This is a genomic window from Halopenitus sp. POP-27, from assembly GCF_029889855.1.
In the GTDB taxonomy this organism is placed as follows: Archaea; Halobacteriota; Halobacteria; order Halobacteriales; family Haloferacaceae; genus Halopenitus; species Halopenitus malekzadehii.
Genome location: NZ_JARANU010000010.1, coordinates 1 through 16732 on the forward strand (window position 1 = coordinate 1; position 16732 = coordinate 16732).

At 68.3% G+C, this 16732-nt stretch carries 16 protein-coding genes and 1 tRNA gene; 9 read left to right on the plus strand and 8 right to left on the minus strand.

Features of this window, described 5'->3' with window-relative positions; all coding sequences use genetic code 11:
* Window positions 1-150 precede the first annotated feature (150 nt).
* The gene (locus OQF70_RS07510) at window positions 151-1437 is read right to left on the minus strand and encodes a DUF4010 domain-containing protein (protein WP_280536889.1); all 1287 of its coding nucleotides are present in this window, start codon (window positions 1435-1437) and stop codon (window positions 151-153) included.
* Between the two features lie 263 nt (window positions 1438-1700).
* Between OQF70_RS07510 and OQF70_RS07515 the strand changes: the two genes are divergently transcribed.
* Window positions 1701-2336: an HAD family hydrolase gene (locus tag OQF70_RS07515; protein ID WP_280536788.1), complete on the plus strand. Its 636-nt coding sequence runs from the start codon at window positions 1701-1703 to the stop codon at window positions 2334-2336.
* 25 nt (window positions 2337-2361) lie between these two features.
* Here OQF70_RS07515 and OQF70_RS07520 read toward each other — a convergent pair whose 3' ends face one another.
* The 3 genes from OQF70_RS07520 to OQF70_RS07530 all read right to left on the minus strand — a co-directional run bounded on the left by OQF70_RS07520 (window position 2362) and on the right by OQF70_RS07530 (window position 5995).
* Window positions 2362-3474: an NAD(P)-dependent alcohol dehydrogenase gene (locus OQF70_RS07520; protein WP_280536789.1), complete on the minus strand. Its 1113-nt coding sequence runs from the start codon at window positions 3472-3474 to the stop codon at window positions 2362-2364.
* Window positions 3475-3624: 150 nt separating this feature from the next.
* Complete coding sequence (locus OQF70_RS07525) at window positions 3625-4665, minus strand: amidohydrolase family protein (RefSeq protein ID WP_280536790.1); 1041 nt, start codon at window positions 4663-4665, stop codon at window positions 3625-3627.
* A gap of 31 nt (window positions 4666-4696) precedes the next feature.
* Window positions 4697-5995, minus strand: a complete 1299-nt coding sequence (locus tag OQF70_RS07530) for an HD domain-containing protein (protein WP_280536791.1) — start codon at window positions 5993-5995, stop codon at window positions 4697-4699.
* Between the two features lie 104 nt (window positions 5996-6099).
* Here OQF70_RS07530 and OQF70_RS07535 point away from each other — a divergent pair, with 104 nt between their 5' ends.
* Both OQF70_RS07535 and OQF70_RS07540 read left to right on the plus strand, forming a co-directional pair.
* The gene (locus OQF70_RS07535) at window positions 6100-6366 is read left to right on the plus strand and encodes a hypothetical protein (RefSeq protein ID WP_280536792.1); all 267 of its coding nucleotides are present in this window, start codon (window positions 6100-6102) and stop codon (window positions 6364-6366) included.
* 85 nt (window positions 6367-6451) lie between these two features.
* Window positions 6452-7120: a metal-dependent hydrolase gene (locus OQF70_RS07540; RefSeq protein ID WP_280536793.1), complete on the plus strand. Its 669-nt coding sequence runs from the start codon at window positions 6452-6454 to the stop codon at window positions 7118-7120.
* A gap of 23 nt (window positions 7121-7143) precedes the next feature.
* Here OQF70_RS07540 and OQF70_RS07545 read toward each other — a convergent pair whose 3' ends face one another.
* Window positions 7144-8910 carry a glutamate--tRNA ligase gene (locus OQF70_RS07545; RefSeq protein ID WP_280536794.1) on the minus strand — a complete coding sequence of 589 codons (1767 nt, stop codon included), beginning with the start codon at window positions 8908-8910 and terminating at the stop codon, window positions 7144-7146.
* Window positions 8911-9089: 179 nt separating this feature from the next.
* On the opposite strand from OQF70_RS07545, the gene OQF70_RS07550 reads away from it, so the two are divergent.
* Window positions 9090-9335, plus strand: coding sequence for a hypothetical protein (locus OQF70_RS07550; protein WP_280536795.1), 246 nt, complete (start codon window positions 9090-9092; stop codon window positions 9333-9335).
* 59 nt (window positions 9336-9394) lie between these two features.
* On the opposite strand, the gene OQF70_RS07555 is transcribed toward OQF70_RS07550, so the two are convergent.
* The gene (locus OQF70_RS07555) at window positions 9395-10354 is read right to left on the minus strand and encodes a zinc-dependent metalloprotease (protein WP_280536796.1); all 960 of its coding nucleotides are present in this window, start codon (window positions 10352-10354) and stop codon (window positions 9395-9397) included.
* 143 nt (window positions 10355-10497) lie between these two features.
* On the opposite strand from OQF70_RS07555, the gene OQF70_RS07560 reads away from it, so the two are divergent.
* The 3 genes from OQF70_RS07560 (at window position 10498) to OQF70_RS07570 (ending at window position 14120) form a co-directional block, all read left to right on the plus strand.
* Window positions 10498-11562 carry a M20/M25/M40 family metallo-hydrolase gene (locus OQF70_RS07560; protein WP_280536798.1) on the plus strand — a complete coding sequence of 355 codons (1065 nt, stop codon included), beginning with the start codon at window positions 10498-10500 and terminating at the stop codon, window positions 11560-11562.
* A gap of 186 nt (window positions 11563-11748) precedes the next feature.
* On the plus strand, window positions 11749-13251 hold the full coding sequence (gene purF / locus OQF70_RS07565) for an amidophosphoribosyltransferase (RefSeq protein ID WP_280536800.1): 1503 nt from the start codon (window positions 11749-11751) through the stop codon (window positions 13249-13251).
* A gap of 116 nt (window positions 13252-13367) precedes the next feature.
* A complete protein-coding gene (locus OQF70_RS07570; protein ID WP_280536802.1) occupies window positions 13368-14120 on the plus strand; it encodes a halocyanin domain-containing protein in 753 nt (250 codons plus the stop codon).
* Between the two features lie 63 nt (window positions 14121-14183).
* On the opposite strand, the gene OQF70_RS07575 is transcribed toward OQF70_RS07570, so the two are convergent.
* Window positions 14184-14744 carry a DUF420 domain-containing protein gene (locus OQF70_RS07575; RefSeq protein ID WP_280536805.1) on the minus strand — a complete coding sequence of 187 codons (561 nt, stop codon included), beginning with the start codon at window positions 14742-14744 and terminating at the stop codon, window positions 14184-14186.
* A gap of 215 nt (window positions 14745-14959) precedes the next feature.
* Between OQF70_RS07575 and OQF70_RS07580 the strand changes: the two genes are divergently transcribed.
* Both OQF70_RS07580 and OQF70_RS07585 read left to right on the plus strand, forming a co-directional pair.
* Window positions 14960-15044, plus strand: a tRNA-Leu gene (locus OQF70_RS07580).
* A 163-nt stretch (window positions 15045-15207) separates the two neighbouring features.
* Complete coding sequence (locus tag OQF70_RS07585) at window positions 15208-15741, plus strand: helix-turn-helix domain-containing protein (protein WP_280536807.1); 534 nt, start codon at window positions 15208-15210, stop codon at window positions 15739-15741.
* A gap of 6 nt (window positions 15742-15747) precedes the next feature.
* Here OQF70_RS07585 and OQF70_RS07590 read toward each other — a convergent pair whose 3' ends face one another.
* The gene (locus tag OQF70_RS07590; RefSeq protein ID WP_280536809.1) at window positions 15748-16650 is read right to left on the minus strand and encodes an EamA family transporter; all 903 of its coding nucleotides are present in this window, start codon (window positions 16648-16650) and stop codon (window positions 15748-15750) included.
* Between the last annotated feature and the right edge of the window lie 82 nt (window positions 16651-16732).

Genomic DNA, 16732 nt, shown 5'->3' on the forward strand with positions numbered 1-16732 from the left:
ACGCCGCCGACGACTTGGAGACCCCGGCCGAGCAGTAGTCGGCGGCTGTTCGGTCGGGCCTATCGCTTAGACCCCACCCTAAAGGACGGGGCTTCCGCTTACTATACGTCACTCCGTTTTTTGGTTGGTCCAATACGTCGGCTCGGCGTCTCACCACGTCCCTGCCAGGACGTCGGGGGCAAGCGTCGCGCCGGCGCCGAGACCGACGCCGACGACGATCAGCGCGAGACTGTACCCGAGAACCGGCCCGACGAGCGCCCGGTCGATCGTGGCGGCGAAGGCGACCTTGACCAGGATCGACGCCGTAGTCCCGGCGATGACGCCCCAGACCGCGGTGTCGGCCGCGATCCCGCCGGTACTGACCAACGTGACCGCCGAGGTCACCGCCGTCCCCGAGGAGACGAGCCCCGCGAGGAACATCGTGATGAGGAACCCGCTGGCGCCGACGGTCGCCTGTGCGCCCGCGGCGACCACGAGGACGACCAGAAACAGCGCACCGAAGGTCAACGCGTTCGTCGTGCTGAAGGGAGACGTGATGTCCGTCTCGACCGTCGCGTCCCAGTCGCTGGTCCACATCGATAGCACAACGCCGGCGACTGCGATCCCCCCAAGGGGGAGGCCGACCGCGACCGCCTCGGTGGGGACGAACGCCGCGACGACGACGGCGTTTCGGAGCGCCATCGCCGCATTGGCCAGGAGGATGGCGCCAACGGCCAGGTCGCGAAGCGAGGGATCGACGGCGGCACGCTTCGTGATCTCCGCGATGACCGCCGTCGAGTTGACGAGCCCGCCGAAGAAGCCGGTGACGGCCAGCCCACGTCCCTCGTAGCGCTTGAGCAGGGCGTAGTTGCAAAAGCCGATCGCGGCGATCGCGATCACGAGCAGCCAGACGACCCGCGGCTGGATGGCGTTCCACGGCCCCATCGGCTCGCTGGGCAACAGCGGATAGACGACGAACGCGAGGATGGCGAACTCGGTGGCCGACCGCACTTCCTCCTTCGAGAGCCCCCACGCGAACTCGTGGAGCTCCCGTTTCAACACCAACAGGAGGGAGGACAACACCGCCACCGTCACCGCCTCGATGTAGAGCCCCTCGCCGACGAGCGCCCCGATGCTGTAGGCGACGAGCATCGAGACCGACGTCGTCAGCGAAAGCCCCTCGTGATCCTCCTCGATGAAGCTGCGAACCCCGAGCAGGATCGCGTGGGCGACGATCAACAGCCCGCCGACGACCAGCAGGCCGCCGGCGTCAAGCACGATGAAGACCGCGCCGAGCAGACCCAGGAGCGCGAACGTCCGGATGCCCGCGGTCTTGTGTGACCACTCCCGCTCCAGCCCGAGGAACATCCCCAGCAGCGTCGCGACGACGAGCTTCGTCACTGACGCGTCGAGCTCGGCGATCAGCGTGCTCTCGATGCCCGTCTGGATCAGCGGCATCGGCGGCGACCCCCGCTCGCGGGCGGCGACCCCGGTGACGTCAGCCACGGCGTCGGACTCGTTCGATCGACCATGGATTGACGTAGACCGGGCGGCGTCGAATATGTTACGGATGGCAACGTTTGCATATATAGATCTATATATTCATTGGCGATCGGCGGCTCCCGAGTACGCCGTCGACGACCCTCCCGGCTGCGTCCCCGATCGAGTTCGGGGGCCGGAGCACCACAAGGGCCATTTCCGTCGGCGTCGTAGGTCCGCGTATGCTCGCGAGTGCGTACGACTTCCACCTGTTCGACCTCGACGGAACGTTGGTCGACGCCGAGTGGGCGTACACGCGTGGCGTCTTCGACCGCGTCGGCGACCGGCTGGGTCGGCGTTTCTCCGACGATCAGGCCCGGGTCCTCTGGCACGGACTGACCGGATCGCGCAACGAGACGCTCCGGTCGTGGGGAATCGACCCCGACGCCTTCTGGGACGCCTTTCACGCCGAGGAGGATCCCCGCGTTCGGGCGGAGTCGACGTACCTCCACCCCGACGCCGAACGCGTCCTCGCGGCCGTCGAGGGGCCGACCGGCCTCGTGACCCACTGTCAGGAGTTCCTCACCGAGCCCGTCCTCGACGCGCTCGACCTGCACGACCACTTCGATACGGTCGTCTGCTGTACCGAGTCGACCGGCTGGAAACCCGATCCGACCCCCCTGGAGCTCGCGATGGACGACCTCGACGTCGATCCCGACCGGGCCCGGGGCTACTACGCCGGCGACGGCGAGGGCGACGTCGGGGCCGCCTGGAACGCCGGCCTCGATGCAGTGCACGTCGAGCGGCTCGGTCACGCCGAGCGCGGTCGCTGCGTGCTCGGCGACCACAGGGTCGAAAGCTTCGACCCGCTGCTGTGAGTTCGTCCGCTCGCCGGGGGCGCGGTTAGGGTTCGCTCACCCGCAGAACGGGCTTGATCGTCTCGCCGCTTTCGGAGTCCTCGACGGCCTGTTGGATGTCCTCGAAGTCGTAGTAGGTGACGAGCTCGTCGAAGGGGAACTTCCCCTGCCGGTATAACTCGATCAGGTCCGGAATGAACTGCTGGGGGTCGCCGTCGCCCTCGACGATGCCCGTGATCGTCCGACCGTTCAACAGGAGGTTGTTGACGTCGTAGCTCGCCTCCGTTCCGAGCGCGGGGGCACCGATGATCCCGAGGGTGCCACGCTGGGTGAGCGTCTCGACGGCCTGTTCGGCGACGTCGGGGACGCCGGTCGTCTCCAGCGCGTAGTTCACGCCGCCGCCGGTGAGCTCCCGGACCGTCTCGATGACGTCGTCGACCTCGGCCGGGTTGACCGTCTCGGTCGCGCCGAGCTCGGCGGCCTTCTCGAGCCGGTTGGGCTTCAGGTCGACGGAGATGATCTCGGTACACCCCTTGATCTCGGCGGCCATCACCGCCGAGAGGCCGACCGACCCGGCGCCGAAGATCGCGATCGACGAGCCCGCCTGCGGGTCGAGGGAATTGATGACCCCGCCGGCGCCCGTCTGGATCCCGCATCCAAGCGGGCCGAGCAGTTCAAGGGGGACGTCGTCGTCGACCGGGACGACGTTTCGCTCGGTCGCGATCGCGTGGGTCGCGAACGATGACTGCCCGAAGAACCGGCCGCTGACGCGCTCGCCGTCCCGTGAGATCGGAGACGTGCCGTCCTCGGGACGGGCGCCCGAGAAGTTGTGCTCGAAGAAGTCCTCACAGAAGGCCGGATGACCGTCCCGACAGCTGTGGCAATCGCCGTCGTAGTCGTAGCTCATCACGACGTTATCTCCCGGTTCGAGACCGGTCACGCCGGGACCGATCGCCTCGACGACGCCGGAGCCCTCGTGGCCAAGTACTGCCGGCAGCGGCGTCGGATAGAGCTGATCGCGGACGATCATATCCGTGTGGCAGACGCCGGCCCCGACGACCCTGACGAGCACCTCGCCCGCCTGTGGCTCCTCAAGTTGGACCGTGTCGATCTCGAACTCCCCTTCCGGCTCGGTAACGAGTGCCGCGTCTACGTCCATTGCGATCTATGAATGGGTCCATCAGCCCATAAGCGTGCCCCCGACTCCGGCCTCAACTCCGGCCCTGGTCCCGTCCCCACACCCGACGCGCCGATCGTCTCACGACATCACACCCTCGCGTCGTCTCCGACGCCAGGCGCCCGAACCGCCTTACAACACGACGCGTTTGACGTCGGCCTCGCCCGCGCGTCGAACGATCGCCCGAACCAGGTCCTCGGCGCCCGCGAGGTTGTCCGAGTCGCCGTCGAGGACCAGCAGCTTGCCGTCGGCGCCCTCCTCGATGGCGCCGCGGTTCAGTCCCGCGATCTCGGCGCCGTTGACCGTCGCCATCCGGAGGACGTCCCGCGCGGAGACGTCGGCGAGCTTGGCGGCGAACTCCATCTCCCGGAACATCGAGGGCGAGTTCAACATCACGTTGTCCGTTCCGAGCGCGACGGTCGTCCGGTCTGCGAGTTCGCGGATCGGCGGGACGCCGACGTTCGTCACGAGGTTCGACCGCGGGCAGACGACGACGGGCGTATCCCGGTCCGCGAGCCGTTCCAGGTGGAGCTCGCCCGCGTGAACCATATGGACGAGAAAGTCCGGGTCCAGATCCATCGCCGGGTTGATGTCCAGGTCGTCGCGTTCGCCCGCGTGGATGCCGAAGAGCTTGCCGGCGGTTCGGGTCGCGTTTCGCTCGGCGTCGAAGTCGGCATCCCGCGCCCCCGAGGCGCCGAAACCGTCCGCGACCTCGAGGACCGCCTCCTCCTCGCGACCCAGGATGACGGCGTCGATGTCGCGCTCGCCGACCGACTCCGCCCCGCCCGCGCCCGCAAGCGCGTCCCGAAGCGCTTCGACGCCCGCGACGCCGCCCTCCCGGAACTCGAGGAACGTGCCGGTTCCGGTCGACTCCATATACCGGAGCGACCGAGCCATCGCGGCGACCGTCTCCTCGCGGTCGGCTGCCCGGAGGAGTCGGTGTTTGAGCCCGTCCGGCGGCGCGACGAGTTCGTCGAGCGAGAGGCCGCCGCCGGCCTCCTTGGCGATCGAGTCGCCGATGTGGGTGTGTGCGTTGACGAAGGCGGGACAGATCACGTCGTCGCCGTCCGTCTCCGTTTCCTCGATCGCGACGATCTCGCCGTCGGCCACGACGACGCGTCCCTCGACCGGCGTGAAGTCGGGTCCACGGAGGATCGTCCCTTCCACGTGCATACCGGTGTCTCCCGCCGAGTCCGCTTGAAGGTCACGACACCGGTTCGAACTCGTCGAGCGTCGTCTCCAGTCCGTGCCGGACGTCGCTGATGAGCGAGTCCGGATCGAGTCCGAGGACGTCGGCGGCCGCCCGTCCCACCCGATCGGTGAGCGGTTCGGGGCAGTAGACGCCGAGGCGCCACTGGTTGCGCTGGGCGGTTCGCAGCGCCGAGACGAGCGGCGACTGGTCGCCGAGCCGGCGGATGTCGCCATTGACGGTGACCCGCGAGGTGGACTCGCGCATCGATGGCTCCGGCGGAACGTCGAGGATCACGTCGACATCGTCGACATCGTCGACGCCGTCAACGTCGTGGGAGCCGTCCACGTCGTCGGCATCCGCCGCCGGTCCGGAGCCGGTCCGAGCCGTCGCAGCGATCTCCCGTTCCAGTTCGCGAATGCGATCGTGGTCGGCATCGTGAACGGTCGCCGGAACGTCGTCGTACTCCGCCCAGACGGCTCGCTTGTAGAGATCGCGTCGGTCGTACCGATCGATGATGGGACGTGCGGCCTCGGTGCGCCGCAGCGCAACGATCAGCTCGTGGTCGTCCATCCGTCGGACCATCTCGGCGGTCACGTCGGGCGTCTCGAGCAGCCGCGCGGTCGCCCGGCGCAGCATCGCCTTCGAGATGCGCGCGACGTGGTGGGTGTAGACGACGGGATTCATCAGCGCCCGTGCGAGCAGCAGGCTCTCGGCGGTCTGGACGTTGCCCTCGTCGAGCACGAGCGTGTCGTCGACGAACGTCAGCTCGCGAACCAGCCGGCCGGTGTCGATCGTCCCGTACGGGACCCCGGTGTGATGGGCATCACGCACCAGGTAGTCCATCCGGTCGACGTCGAGCTCTCCGGAGACCAGTCCGGCATAGCGCCCCTCGCCGGCGATGATGTCCGCGATCCGGCCCGGATCGAGGTCGTGGTCACGGAGAACGTCCCCGACCGCCCCCGCCGCCACGAGGTCCGCGACGTCGTCGTGGTACTTTCCGGTATGACGGTACAGCAGCGACTCGACGTTGTGGCTGAACGGGGCGTGTCCGACGTCGTGGAGGATCGCGGCGGCCTCGATCCGGTCGGCCTGGATCCCCCCGATTCCGAGGTGGTCGAGGGCACGGCTCGCGAGGTGGTACACCCCCAGGGAGTGCTCGAACCGCGTGTGGTTCGCCGAGGGGTACACGAGCGTGACGGTCCCGAGCTGGGAGATACGCCGCAGCCGCTGGACCGCGGGGGTGTCCAACAGGTCCGCGGCCACCCCGTCGATCCGGATGTGGTCGTGGACGCTGTCCTTGATCGTGACCATACGCCGGCTTCGGCGGCATCGCTTATAAGGCTCGGCACGATCGCTGGCCGGCACGATCGCTGACCGACACAATCGCTATGTGCCTTCCGTACGAACCGCATCGTATGAGCATCCAAAAGCTACGAGACGCGAGCGACGTGCTTCGAGAGGCAGCGACCGCGATCGACGGGAGTGCCGGCGATCGACTCGCCGAACAGGCGGATCGGCTGGGGACGCTTGCCGATCGGGATCGCGGGCCCGACCACGGCACCGTCGCCCGCCACCAGCAGAAGCTCAAGGACATCAAGGCCGACGAGCCGACCGCCACGGACGCCGTCAACGAGGCGAACGACCTCCTGAACGCGTATCGCGAGACGGTCGAGGGTGTCTGAGGCGATCGGTCGGGGACACCTCACCCGTGGACGAGGAAGCGCCGACAGGTTCATAGTCTTCTGTCGTCTCTATCAGGACGTAATGATGCAGACGACCCACGTGCTCGTCGGGATGGCGATCGCCGCACCGATCGCCGTGCAGTTCCCCGAGATCGCGGGGGTCGTGCTGCTTGCGGGCCTCGTCGGCGGTGCGTTCCCCGATCTCGATCTTTATAAAGGGCACCGACGGACGCTCCACTTTCCGGTGCTGTACGCCGCCGCCGCGGTCGCGATCGGCGTGGCCGCGACGGTCTCCCTCGGCGGGGTGGGTCCGGCTCCGACCGCGCGTGTGGGATTCGTCTCGCTTCCCGACGTGGTCGTGACGTCGACGCCAGCGCTCATCGCGCTCGCGGTCGGCTTCGCTGCCGCGGCAGCCCACTGCCTGATGGACGTCCTCGGCGGCGGCCTCGAGCTTCGGCCCTGGGAGGGTCGCGATGACCGGGCCGTCTACGACCACGTTCGTGGCCGGTGGATCGCGCCCAAGCGGTGGATCCGCTATGACGGATCACCCGAGGATCTCGCGATCGCGGCCGCCGCGGGGGTTCCGGTGCTGCTCGTCGCCGACGGCGTGTTCGAGACGCTGGCGGTGGGTCTGCTCGGCGTTTCCGCCGTCTACGTGACGGTTCGCCGGCGGCTCCCCGGGATCGCGGCCGCACTCGCGGCTCGCGTGCCCGCGTCGCTGCGGGGAGTGGTTCCGGATCGGTATCTCGAGTAGGGACGGAGAGGTTCGTCCGTCGATCAGGGGTGGGCGTAGTAGACGACCAGGTCCTCCTCGCCGGTCGGGCCGTAGCCCGACGAGGCGGGGTTGGGGTCGAACGTGTCGATCCGGACGAACCCAACGCGTTCGAACTGGATCACGTCGTCGACCGCCAGATCCGCGACCCTCGGTTCGGCGTAGCCAACCACGTCGCCGTCAACCGTCCGCAGCATCGTCTCGAGGGATTCCTCGGCGGGAACCCAGTGTACGACCGAGACGCCCTCCTCGCGAACGGCCGTGATGTCGTCGTCGACGTACTCGAGGGCCTCGCCGTCGGCATCGTACCGGACACAGCCGTAGCCCTTCAGCCAGACACGGTCGCCGTCCGCGGGGAGATCGGACTCCTCGAGGAGGACGTCCGCCGCGGGGACGGTGCGCGTGCCGCGGTCCTCGTGGTCGGGATGGAGCGGCGGGTGGCCCGCGTCGGGACCGTCAGCCACCGTAAGCTCGACTGCGGGGTCGTCCGCGCGGTCGCGCACGAGGAAGTACCGGTTCGCCTCGTCGTCGATCAGCTCGCGGTTGTTCGCGTACACCGACGACATCGCCAGGTCGACGTCGGAGGTCGACATCCCGAGGTCGATCATCGCGTCGACGATCGCCTGCCCGCGGATCCCGCGGCGACGAAGCGACCGGATGGTCGGCGCACGGGGGTCGTCCCAGCCGGTCAGCTCGCCGGCCTCGATCAGCTCCTTGATCGTCGACGTCGAGATCTGGACGTCGTACTCGTCGAGCTGGACGTGTCCCCAGTGGAGCACCTCGGGATACTCCCAGTCGAAGTAGTCGTAGACGAACCGCTGACGCTTCGCGGAGTCCTGCAGGTCGATCCCCCGGATGATGTGGGTAACGCCGGTCAGGTGGTCGTCGACGCCGGACTGGAAGTCGAGCATCGGCCAGCAGCGGTACTCGGCGGCCTCTTCGCGGGGATGCGGCGTGTCGATCTGCCGGAAGGCCACCCAGTCGCGCAGCGCCGGGTTCTTGTGGTCGATGTCGGTCTTCACGCGCAGGACCATCTCCCCGGGATCATACTCGCCGGCGACCATCGCGTCAAACTCCTCGTGGACGGTTTCGACGTCCTTCCCGCGATGCGGGCAGGCCTCGGCGTTCGCCTTCAAGTCGCTGAACTCGGCGGCCGGGCACGAACAGGTGTAGGCGCCGCCCAGGTCGATCAGCTCGCGGGCGTGTTCGTAGTAGGTCTCCACCCGATCGGAGGCCTTCAGGACGACGTCGGGGTCGAACCCGAGATACTCGATGTCCTCGAGGATCGCATCGTAGGCGTCCAGATCGGGACGCTTCGTCTCGGGATCGGTGTCGTCGAACCGGCAGATGAATCGACCGTCGTACCGCTCGGCGTAGGTTCCGATCACCGAGGGCATCCGGGCGTGACCCATGTGCCACGGGCCGTTGGGGTTCGGGGCCGCGCGCATCACGACCTCGCCGGGCTCGGCGTTCGGGAGGTCCGGGAGCGCGTGGGCGTCGTCCTCGTCGTCGGCCTCGAGTTCGTCGAGGCGCTCGGGCGCAAGCTCCCCGAGCCGGTCGCGGCGCTCGGCGGCATCCATCCCGGCGACCCGGTTCACGATCGGCGCGATGACGCCGGGGATCGCATCGCCGTGCGGCCGGAAGTCGGGGTTCGATCCCATAAGCGGCCCCATGATGGCACCGACGTCGGGATCGCTATCGTGTTTGAGCGCGTTGAACAGTGCGGCCTCCTCGGCGGCCGCCTCGACGCGCTCGCGGAGTTGGTCGTCCATACGGTACCGGTTGGCGGCCCGCTAAAAAAGCGACCCGGAACGGCGGCCGTCTCGACTGCTTCGATCGTTTCGGTCACTCCGAGCGGGGCGACGCCGTCGGTTCCGACATCGACCCACGACGTTCAAGCCCGTCCGCCCGTAACGGGACGTATGTCACCGGGACGGGAGGGACGCGACTGATGGTCGATCCGATGTCCGAGTCGGAACGCGACGCCGGCACCGGCTGGCTCAAGGCTCTGTTCGTGCTCGTCGTCACCGCCTCCGCCGGCGGCGTGGCGATCGCGGGCGGTGCGACGACGACACAACTGCTCGCGGCGCTCGGGGGCGGCTTCCTCGTCTCGCTCGTGCTGTTGTGGTACGTGGTCCGAACGATCAGTGGCTTCACCCCATCCCGGCGCCGCGGCCGGGGCGGACGTCGCCGGTAGCTGGCGGAAGCGTCGGGACCGGGTATTGGGTCGCACCGTCGCGGATCGACCCGCGATCGTCAGGGGTTCACTCGCCGGATCCACGCCGCGGGGTCGTCGATCTCGGCGTCCGTCGGGAGCGCGGTCGGCTCGTCCCAGACGGCGGCGGCGGCCGCGACTCCGCGCTCGTCGGCGACGTGATCGAAGAACGCCACGCCACGTTCGTACTGTCGCCGTTTCAGTCCGAGTCCGAGAAGCTGCCGGAGAATCCGAGAGATCGGTCCGCCGCCCGACCGCCGGGCGTCGAGCTTCCGGCGGAGGTCGTCCGTGGCGTCGTCGAAGGCCCGATCCATCAGCAGCTCGGCGTAGCCTTCCACGGCCGTCATCGCGGCGTCGAGCTCGCGGAACGCGTCCCGGTCCAGCTCGCCGGCGGCGATCGCGGCCACCCCGTCCTCCATCCGCGATTCGAGGTAGTCCGGCAGCCACGGCGCCGCGCCGAACTCGGCGGCGTGGGCGACCTCGTGGAACGCGATCCAGCGGCGAAACCGCGGGTAGGAGACGTCGAGTTCGTCGGCCACGCGCACCACGTTCGGATGGACGAAGTAGAGCCCGTGGTCGCCGTCCGGCTCGTCGGCCAGCAACAGCGGATCGTACTGGCCGAGCACGTTGCGGGCGAGGAACGCCAGCAGCACCGACATCGTCCCGGTGTTCGCGATCCGAGACAGCTCCGGGAACGCCGGGGCGGCGTGTGACTCAACGGGCGCCATCACGGTCCGAAACGTCTCGACGTTGGCGTCGATCCAGTGGTGGCGGTTCTGTACCTCGACCGTCGGCGGCACGGCAAAGGAGATCCCGCCGATCGACCCGAGCCGGTCGCGAGCGTCCCGGACGTCGCTCGCGTAGCCCGCGCGGTCGGCCGGCGAGAGGTCGAGGGATCCTGGATCGGTTCCCTCCTTGGCGGCCCTGCCGACCCGGTCCCAGTCCACGACGCCGGTCCCGGAGGCCTCGGCGACCGTGCGGACGCTGCGAAGGAGGTTCATACCCGGGTTCGGGTCCGGGCGCCCAAAGCGCTTGTGTCGCCTCCGGGCGCCGAACCGTTTGCGTCGCCCCTGACTGCCGACCCGGTCCCGCGGTGGGTCGGTCGAGTCGTCGGTTTGATACGGCTCCCCGTCCAGCGACCGGTATGGACGAGCGCCGCCGCGACTTCCTCGAGACGCTGTTGAACACGCCGAGCCCGTCGGGCTTCGAGACCGATGGACAGCGCGTCTGGGTCGACTACGTCGAGACGTTCGCCGATGAGGTCCGAACCGACGCCTACGGGAACGCGGTCGCGGTCCACGAGGGGTCCGGTGAGGGCCCCGAGATCGCGGTGGCGGGCCACGCCGACGAGATCGGATTCATCGTCCGGGATATCCTGGATGACGGGTTCCTTCGGATCGCCTCCGTCGGCGGCGCCGACCGCACCGTCTCGAAGGGGCAACACGTCACCATCCACGCGGACGAACCGGTCCAGGGCGTGATCGGGCAGACGGCGATCCACCTTCGGGAGACGTCGAACGACGAGTACGAGGACGTCTCCGCACAGTTCGTCGACGTCGGGGCGGCCGACGAGGAGGAGGCCCGCGAGCTCCTCGAGATCGGCGATCCGGTCACCGTCTCGACCTCGCTCCGGGAGCTCGCCGGAACCCGACTGGCCGCACGCGGGATGGACAACCGGGTCGGGACGTGGTGTGCGGCGGAGGCACTCCGACGAGCCGTCGCCGCTGACGTCGACGCGACCGTGTATGCGGTCTCCACCGTGCAGGAGGAGGTCGGCCTCCAGGGGGCGAAGATGGTCGGCTACGACCTCGACCCCGACGCGTTCCTCGCGGTCGACGTCACCCACGCCACCGACACGCCCGACGTCTCGGCCAAGCGGCGCGGCCCGGTCGAACTCGGCGAGGGACCGGTGGTCACTCGCGGCAGCGCCAACCATCCGGTTCTCGTCGAGCTCGCCCGATCGGCCGCGACCGACGAGGCGGACGTCGACGTCCAGCTCCAGGCTGCCGGGACCCGAACCGGAACCGACGCTGACGCCTTCTACACCTCCCGATCGGGCATCCCCTCGGTGACGGTGTCGATCCCGAACCGATATATGCACACCCCCGTCGAGGTGGTCGACACGACCGACCTCGACGACGTCGCTGCTCTGCTCGCGGCGGTCGCCGATCTCGCGAGCGCGTACGACGACTTCCACGTGTCCCTGTGACGAGTGCGTGTCTGTGACGGGTGCGTGTCTGTGACGGGTGCGTGTCTGTGACGGGTGCGTGCCCTCGTATTAGTTCACCAACATCGATCGTCATATATCCACGATCGAGGATCGTCTTCCTCGATTGATGGGGCCATCACGCCACAAACACGAGTCTTTTTACGAATCGATCCCGCACCGATCGGTATGGAACCCGGAGGGGACGGGATCGCCGCGGGCCCGCGCGAGAAGTGCGGGGTCGTCGGCGTCGCGCTCGAGGACCGACCGGCTGCACGACCGCTGTATTATGCGCTGTACGCGCTCCAACACCGCGGGCAGGAGTCTGCGGGGATCGTCACCCACGACGGCTTTCAACAGCACAGCCACGTCGAACGGGGGCTCGTGGGGGACGCCTTCGACCTCGACGACCTCGAATCGCTCACCGGAACCACGGGGATCGGTCACGTGCGCTATCCGACCGCGGGCAGCCTCGATAAGAGCTGTGCCCAGCCCTTCTCGGTCTCGTTCAAGTCCGGATCGCTGGGCCTCTCGCACAACGGCAACCTCGTCAACGCCGCCGAGATCCGCGACGACCTGGCCCACCAGGGACACGCGTTCACCTCCGACGGCGACACCGAGGTGATCGCCCACGACCTCGCGCGGAACCTCCTCGACGCCGACCTCGTCCGTGCGGTCAAACGGACGATGGAGCGGATCCACGGCTCCTACTCGCTGACGATCATGCACGACGACACCGTGCTCGGCGTTCGGGACCCGAAGGGGAACCGGCCGCTGTGTATCGGGAAGCTGGATGACGGCTACGTGCTCGCCTCCGAGTCGGCGGCGATCGACACCCTCGACGGCGAGCTGGTCCGCGACGTCCGTCCCGGCGAGTTGGTCGTCCTCGAGTCGGACGGGACCGGCTATGACACCTACCAGCTCGTCGAGGAGGACCACACCGGCCACTGTTTCTTCGAACACGTCTACTTCGCGCGCCCCGACTCGGTCATCGACGACGAACTCGTCTACGAGGTCCGCCGAAACCTCGGGCGAAAGCTCTGGGAGGAGGCCGGCGTGGAGACGGACGTCGTGATGCCCGTTCCCGACTCGGGCCGGGCGTTCGCCTCGGGGTACGCCGACGCCGCCGCCGAAACGACCGCCGACGGCGACCCGCGGCCGGAGGACGACGACGGAGTCGCCTTCGCGGAGGGACTGATGAAGAACCGCTACGTCGGCCGAACGTTCATCATGCCGACACAGGACGAACGCGAGCGGGCGGTCCGTCTGAAGCTGAACCCGATTCGGTCGACCGTCGAGGGCAAGACCGTCACGATCATCGACGACTCCATCGTCCGGGGAACCACCTCGACCCAGCTCGTGGATCTGATGAAGGACGCCGGCGCCGAGGAGGTCCACATGCGGATCGGTGCGCCGCCGATCATCGCACCCTGTTATCTGGGCATCGATATGGCAACCCGCGATGAGCTCATCGCGGCCGATCGCTCCACGGAGGAGATCCGCGAGGCGATCGACGCCGACTCCCTGTCGTACCTCTCGATCGACGCGATCGCAGAGACGCTCGGAACGGGACACGAGGACCTCTGTCTGGGCTGTGTCACCGGCGAGTATCCCTTCGACGTCGAAGACGAGGCGACCGACCGCGACGTCGATCGGCCGGCGATCGGCGAGTCGCCGCCCGCCGACGACTGACGCCGGGCTTACGAACGCCGGACTTGTGGGGATCCCAGCCGAATATGTTCGCCACCCCGTCTCAGCCGTCGGGAACGACCGACGGGGTATTCCCTCTCAAACACGGACCTAGAGATATGTCACTAAGCGATTCACCACGGGAACCGACATCGGACGGCGGCGAGACGGACATCGACCGACGGGGGTTCTTCCGGCTCGGCGCGGGCGCCGCGGCGGCCACAGCGGGGCTCGCCGTCGGGACCGGGACGGCGGCGGCGAACTACGACGGCTGGCTCGAGGGCGTGAGCAACTACGAGGGAACCGTCGATCTGACGGGCCAGGACGAGGTGACGGTCTCGGTCGGCGCCGGCAACGGGCTGCTGTTCGACCCACCGGCGATCCTCGTCGATCCCGGCACCACGGTCGTGTGGGAGTGGACCGGACAGGGCGGCCAGCACAACGTGTCGGAGGCTGACGGCGCCTTCGAGTCCGAGCTCATCCAGGAGGGCGGTCACACCTTCGAGCACACCTTCGAGAGTGAGGGCACGTTTCGGTATCAGTGTGACCCCCACGAGGCGGTCGGGATGAAGGGCGTCGTCGCCGTCGGCAGCACCGACGACGACCTCATCGATCCGTCCGGTGGCGACGGCGAGGGCGGCGATGGAAGCGGGGACGGCAGCGGCGACGGCGAAAGCGACGATGGCGGAAGCGGTGGGGGATCCGGGTCCGGTGACGGCGGAACCGGTGACGGATCCTCGGCGGACACGCCGGCGCCGGCATCCGGAGGAGTGACCCTCTCCGGCGGCGACCTGCTCGCGATCGCCACCAGCTTCGGGTTCGTGGCGGTCCTGTTCGCGCTCGCGTTCGGCGACATCGACGCCGAGGAGTGACGGCGCGGTGACGCCGCGCCTCGACGGTCTCGTCGGGGGATCACCACCGACTCTCCTCGGTGGTTAGAAGACGTGGTGCAACAGCAGGTAGACGCCGATGCCCATCGCGAACGAGACGATCCACAACGGGGCCGCGATCCGCCCGACGCGACGGTGTGCCGTTTCGGGGATCGCCTCGATCGGTCGCGTCAGCGCGGAGACCAGCGCGTAACAGACGAGGGGAATACAGACGATCGCCAGCAGGATGTGAACCGCCAGGAACGGGAGATAGACGTATCGGTAGTACACCTCGGGACCGGGAAACTCGGCGGTTCCAACGAGGATGAGCCGCCAGAGGTAACACACCAGGAAGGCGGCGAACAGGGCGGTCGACAGTCCCATCAGGGTGCGGTGCCGCCGGACGTCGCCGTTCCGTATCGCGCGCCAGCCGGCCGCGATCGTCACGATCGCCGCCACGGAGATGACGGCGTTGAGGTGGGTGAACGTCGACAGTACTGCGGAACCGGGATCCGGAACGAACGACGCCGGGATCGATCCGGTCACCGCGGCGAAGACGATCGTCAACGCGACAGCCGACAGCAGTCCCGCCACCGCCGGCACGTGGTCGCGAGCTCGAAGGGCCATACGCACGCCTACGGCGTCCCCGGTGAAAGGACCTCCCGTTCCGATCGGGGCTGCCTGTGGATCGTCGGGAGCGGTCGATCGGTTCCGGGAACGCCGATCCGAAACCGATCGCCTGCAGGGACGTCCGTGGCGTGGACCCGTCTCACGATGAACCGGAAAATCGACAGCCCTTTTACTATCCTTCCGATAGAAGGCAATGCGGAAAACACGCGAGCGCGTGGGTAGCCAAGCCAGGCCAACGGCGCAGCGTTGAGGGCGCTGTCCTGTAGAGGTCCGCCGGTTCAAATCCGGTCCCACGCATCGTACGGCGGCACACCCGCCACACCGATGCACGGTGTTGTCCCCTACGACAGCACCCACGCACAATCCTTCGACGGCAACACCCTGAGCGGTAGCGTCGTCAAGATCGTCGCGGCGACCGATTCCTCGTTTCTTTTAAACCCTTGCGACCGATACCCCGGGTATGGCCAAATACTCGACGGGGTCGTCACGCGGCGGCGGCGACGGCGACGCCTGCGAGCTTTGCGGACGAGAGACTGACGACCTCCGACAGGCGAAGGTCGCGGGTGCGACCCTGCTTGTCTGCTCGAACTGTCGACCCCACGACGATAGCGCCGATTCGGGATCGGGGGGCGGGTCCGGTGGCGGGTCGGGCGGTGCCGGTCAAGATGGCGACTCTCCCAGCCGGTCACAGGAACTCGCACGCAAGCAAGCTGAGATGTACGACGCCGGCAAGGGCGATGCCAGCCACTGGGAACAACACGGCACCGATTACGAGGACGACCAACTCCCGTATCTCGTTTCCGGCTACGGCGCACGAGCCGAGCAGGCCCGCCAGGAGGCCGGATTGACGATCGAGGAGCTCTCCGAGGAGACCGGGCTTGCGGAGGACGACGTCCTCGCCATCGAGCAGGGGCGCGCCTCCCGCGCGAACGTGGGCGGATCGGTCATTCAGGCGCTCGAGAAGCGGCTGGACGTGACGCTCGTCGACGAGTAAGCCGACTCACCCCGACAGGGAGACGAGCGTGGCGCCGACCACGACCACGGCCGCCGCCAGGACGAGCCGGAGCGTGACGCGTTCGACGCGCCGCGGCAGGAACGCCGCGGAGATGACGAGCACGACGAGCGGCGAGACCTGCACGATCGGGATCACGATCACCACCGGTGCGGCCGACAGCGCGGCGAAGTATGCGATCAGTCCGGCCGAACTCGAGAGTCCCGCCCAGACGTACCAGCGGCGGCCCGTCCCGTGACGGGGAAGCGAGATCGCCCCGTCACGAACGCGTCGGAAGCCGAGATAGCTGGCTGCCGCCGCCGTGATCATCACCGAGAGGCCGACGGGGATCGGCGTCCCGGCGGTCAACCCGACGCGGATCAACACCGGTTCGATCCCGATGAACACCGCGGCTGCGAGCGGGAACGACAGGGAGACACCGGTCTCGCGAACCGACGCGTCGTCTCCGGCGTCGGCCGCGGTCACCCAGGAGATGACGGCGACGCCGAAGACGATACAGCAGATGCCCACGAGATGTCTCGCCGTGATCGTCTCCCCGAGAAACCACACGGCCAGACCGGTCGAGACCAGCGTCGACGCCGAGACGACGGGCGTCGTCCGGCTGGCGCCGATCGCCGTGATCGCCTCGAACATACAGAGACGCCCGAGCAGCAGCCCGGCGAGCCCGGCGGCCGCGAACGCGCCGGCTGCGACCGGCGTGAGGCCGTAGTCGGGGTAGTAGGCGACCATCGAGAACGGGACGAGACAGACGACGTTCACCGCCAGCACGACCGCCAGCGTGTCGGCGACGGTCCCGGTCCGGGTCGCGACCCTGACGATCACGTTGTGAACGGCCCACAACACGGCCGCGAGCGCGGCAAAGAGCAGGCCCGCAAGCTGGAGGAGTTCCACGCGTGTTCGGCGCTGCGACGGGAGAAACAAAGAAACGATCGGTCGCGGAAGACGCCGCCGGTCACTCGAGGAGTGCCCCTAT

Bases quoted from the DNA above. Each gene is read 5' to 3' on its own strand.
- OQF70_RS07510 (WP_280536889.1), bottom strand. From the start codon at position 1,437: ATGCCGCTGATCCAGACGGGCATCGAGAGCACGCTGATCGCCGAGCTC.
- OQF70_RS07515 (WP_280536788.1), top strand. From the start codon at position 1,701: ATGCTCGCGAGTGCGTACGACTTCCACCTGTTCGACCTCGACGGAACG.
- OQF70_RS07520 (WP_280536789.1), bottom strand. From the start codon at position 3,474: ATGGACGTAGACGCGGCACTCGTTACCGAGCCGGAAGGGGAGTTCGAG.
- OQF70_RS07525 (WP_280536790.1), bottom strand. From the start codon at position 4,665: ATGCACGTGGAAGGGACGATCCTCCGTGGACCCGACTTCACGCCGGTC.
- OQF70_RS07530 (WP_280536791.1), bottom strand. From the start codon at position 5,995: ATGGTCACGATCAAGGACAGCGTCCACGACCACATCCGGATCGACGGG.
- OQF70_RS07535 (WP_280536792.1), top strand. From the start codon at position 6,100: ATGAGCATCCAAAAGCTACGAGACGCGAGCGACGTGCTTCGAGAGGCA.
- OQF70_RS07540 (WP_280536793.1), top strand. From the start codon at position 6,452: ATGCAGACGACCCACGTGCTCGTCGGGATGGCGATCGCCGCACCGATC.
- OQF70_RS07545 (WP_280536794.1), bottom strand. From the start codon at position 8,910: ATGGACGACCAACTCCGCGAGCGCGTCGAGGCGGCCGCCGAGGAGGCC.
- OQF70_RS07550 (WP_280536795.1), top strand. From the start codon at position 9,090: ATGGTCGATCCGATGTCCGAGTCGGAACGCGACGCCGGCACCGGCTGG.
- OQF70_RS07555 (WP_280536796.1), bottom strand. From the start codon at position 10,354: ATGAACCTCCTTCGCAGCGTCCGCACGGTCGCCGAGGCCTCCGGGACC.
- OQF70_RS07560 (WP_280536798.1), top strand. From the start codon at position 10,498: ATGGACGAGCGCCGCCGCGACTTCCTCGAGACGCTGTTGAACACGCCG.
- purF (WP_280536800.1), top strand. From the start codon at position 11,749: ATGGAACCCGGAGGGGACGGGATCGCCGCGGGCCCGCGCGAGAAGTGC.
- OQF70_RS07570 (WP_280536802.1), top strand. From the start codon at position 13,368: ATGTCACTAAGCGATTCACCACGGGAACCGACATCGGACGGCGGCGAG.
- OQF70_RS07575 (WP_280536805.1), bottom strand. From the start codon at position 14,744: ATGGCCCTTCGAGCTCGCGACCACGTGCCGGCGGTGGCGGGACTGCTG.
- OQF70_RS07585 (WP_280536807.1), top strand. From the start codon at position 15,208: ATGGCCAAATACTCGACGGGGTCGTCACGCGGCGGCGGCGACGGCGAC.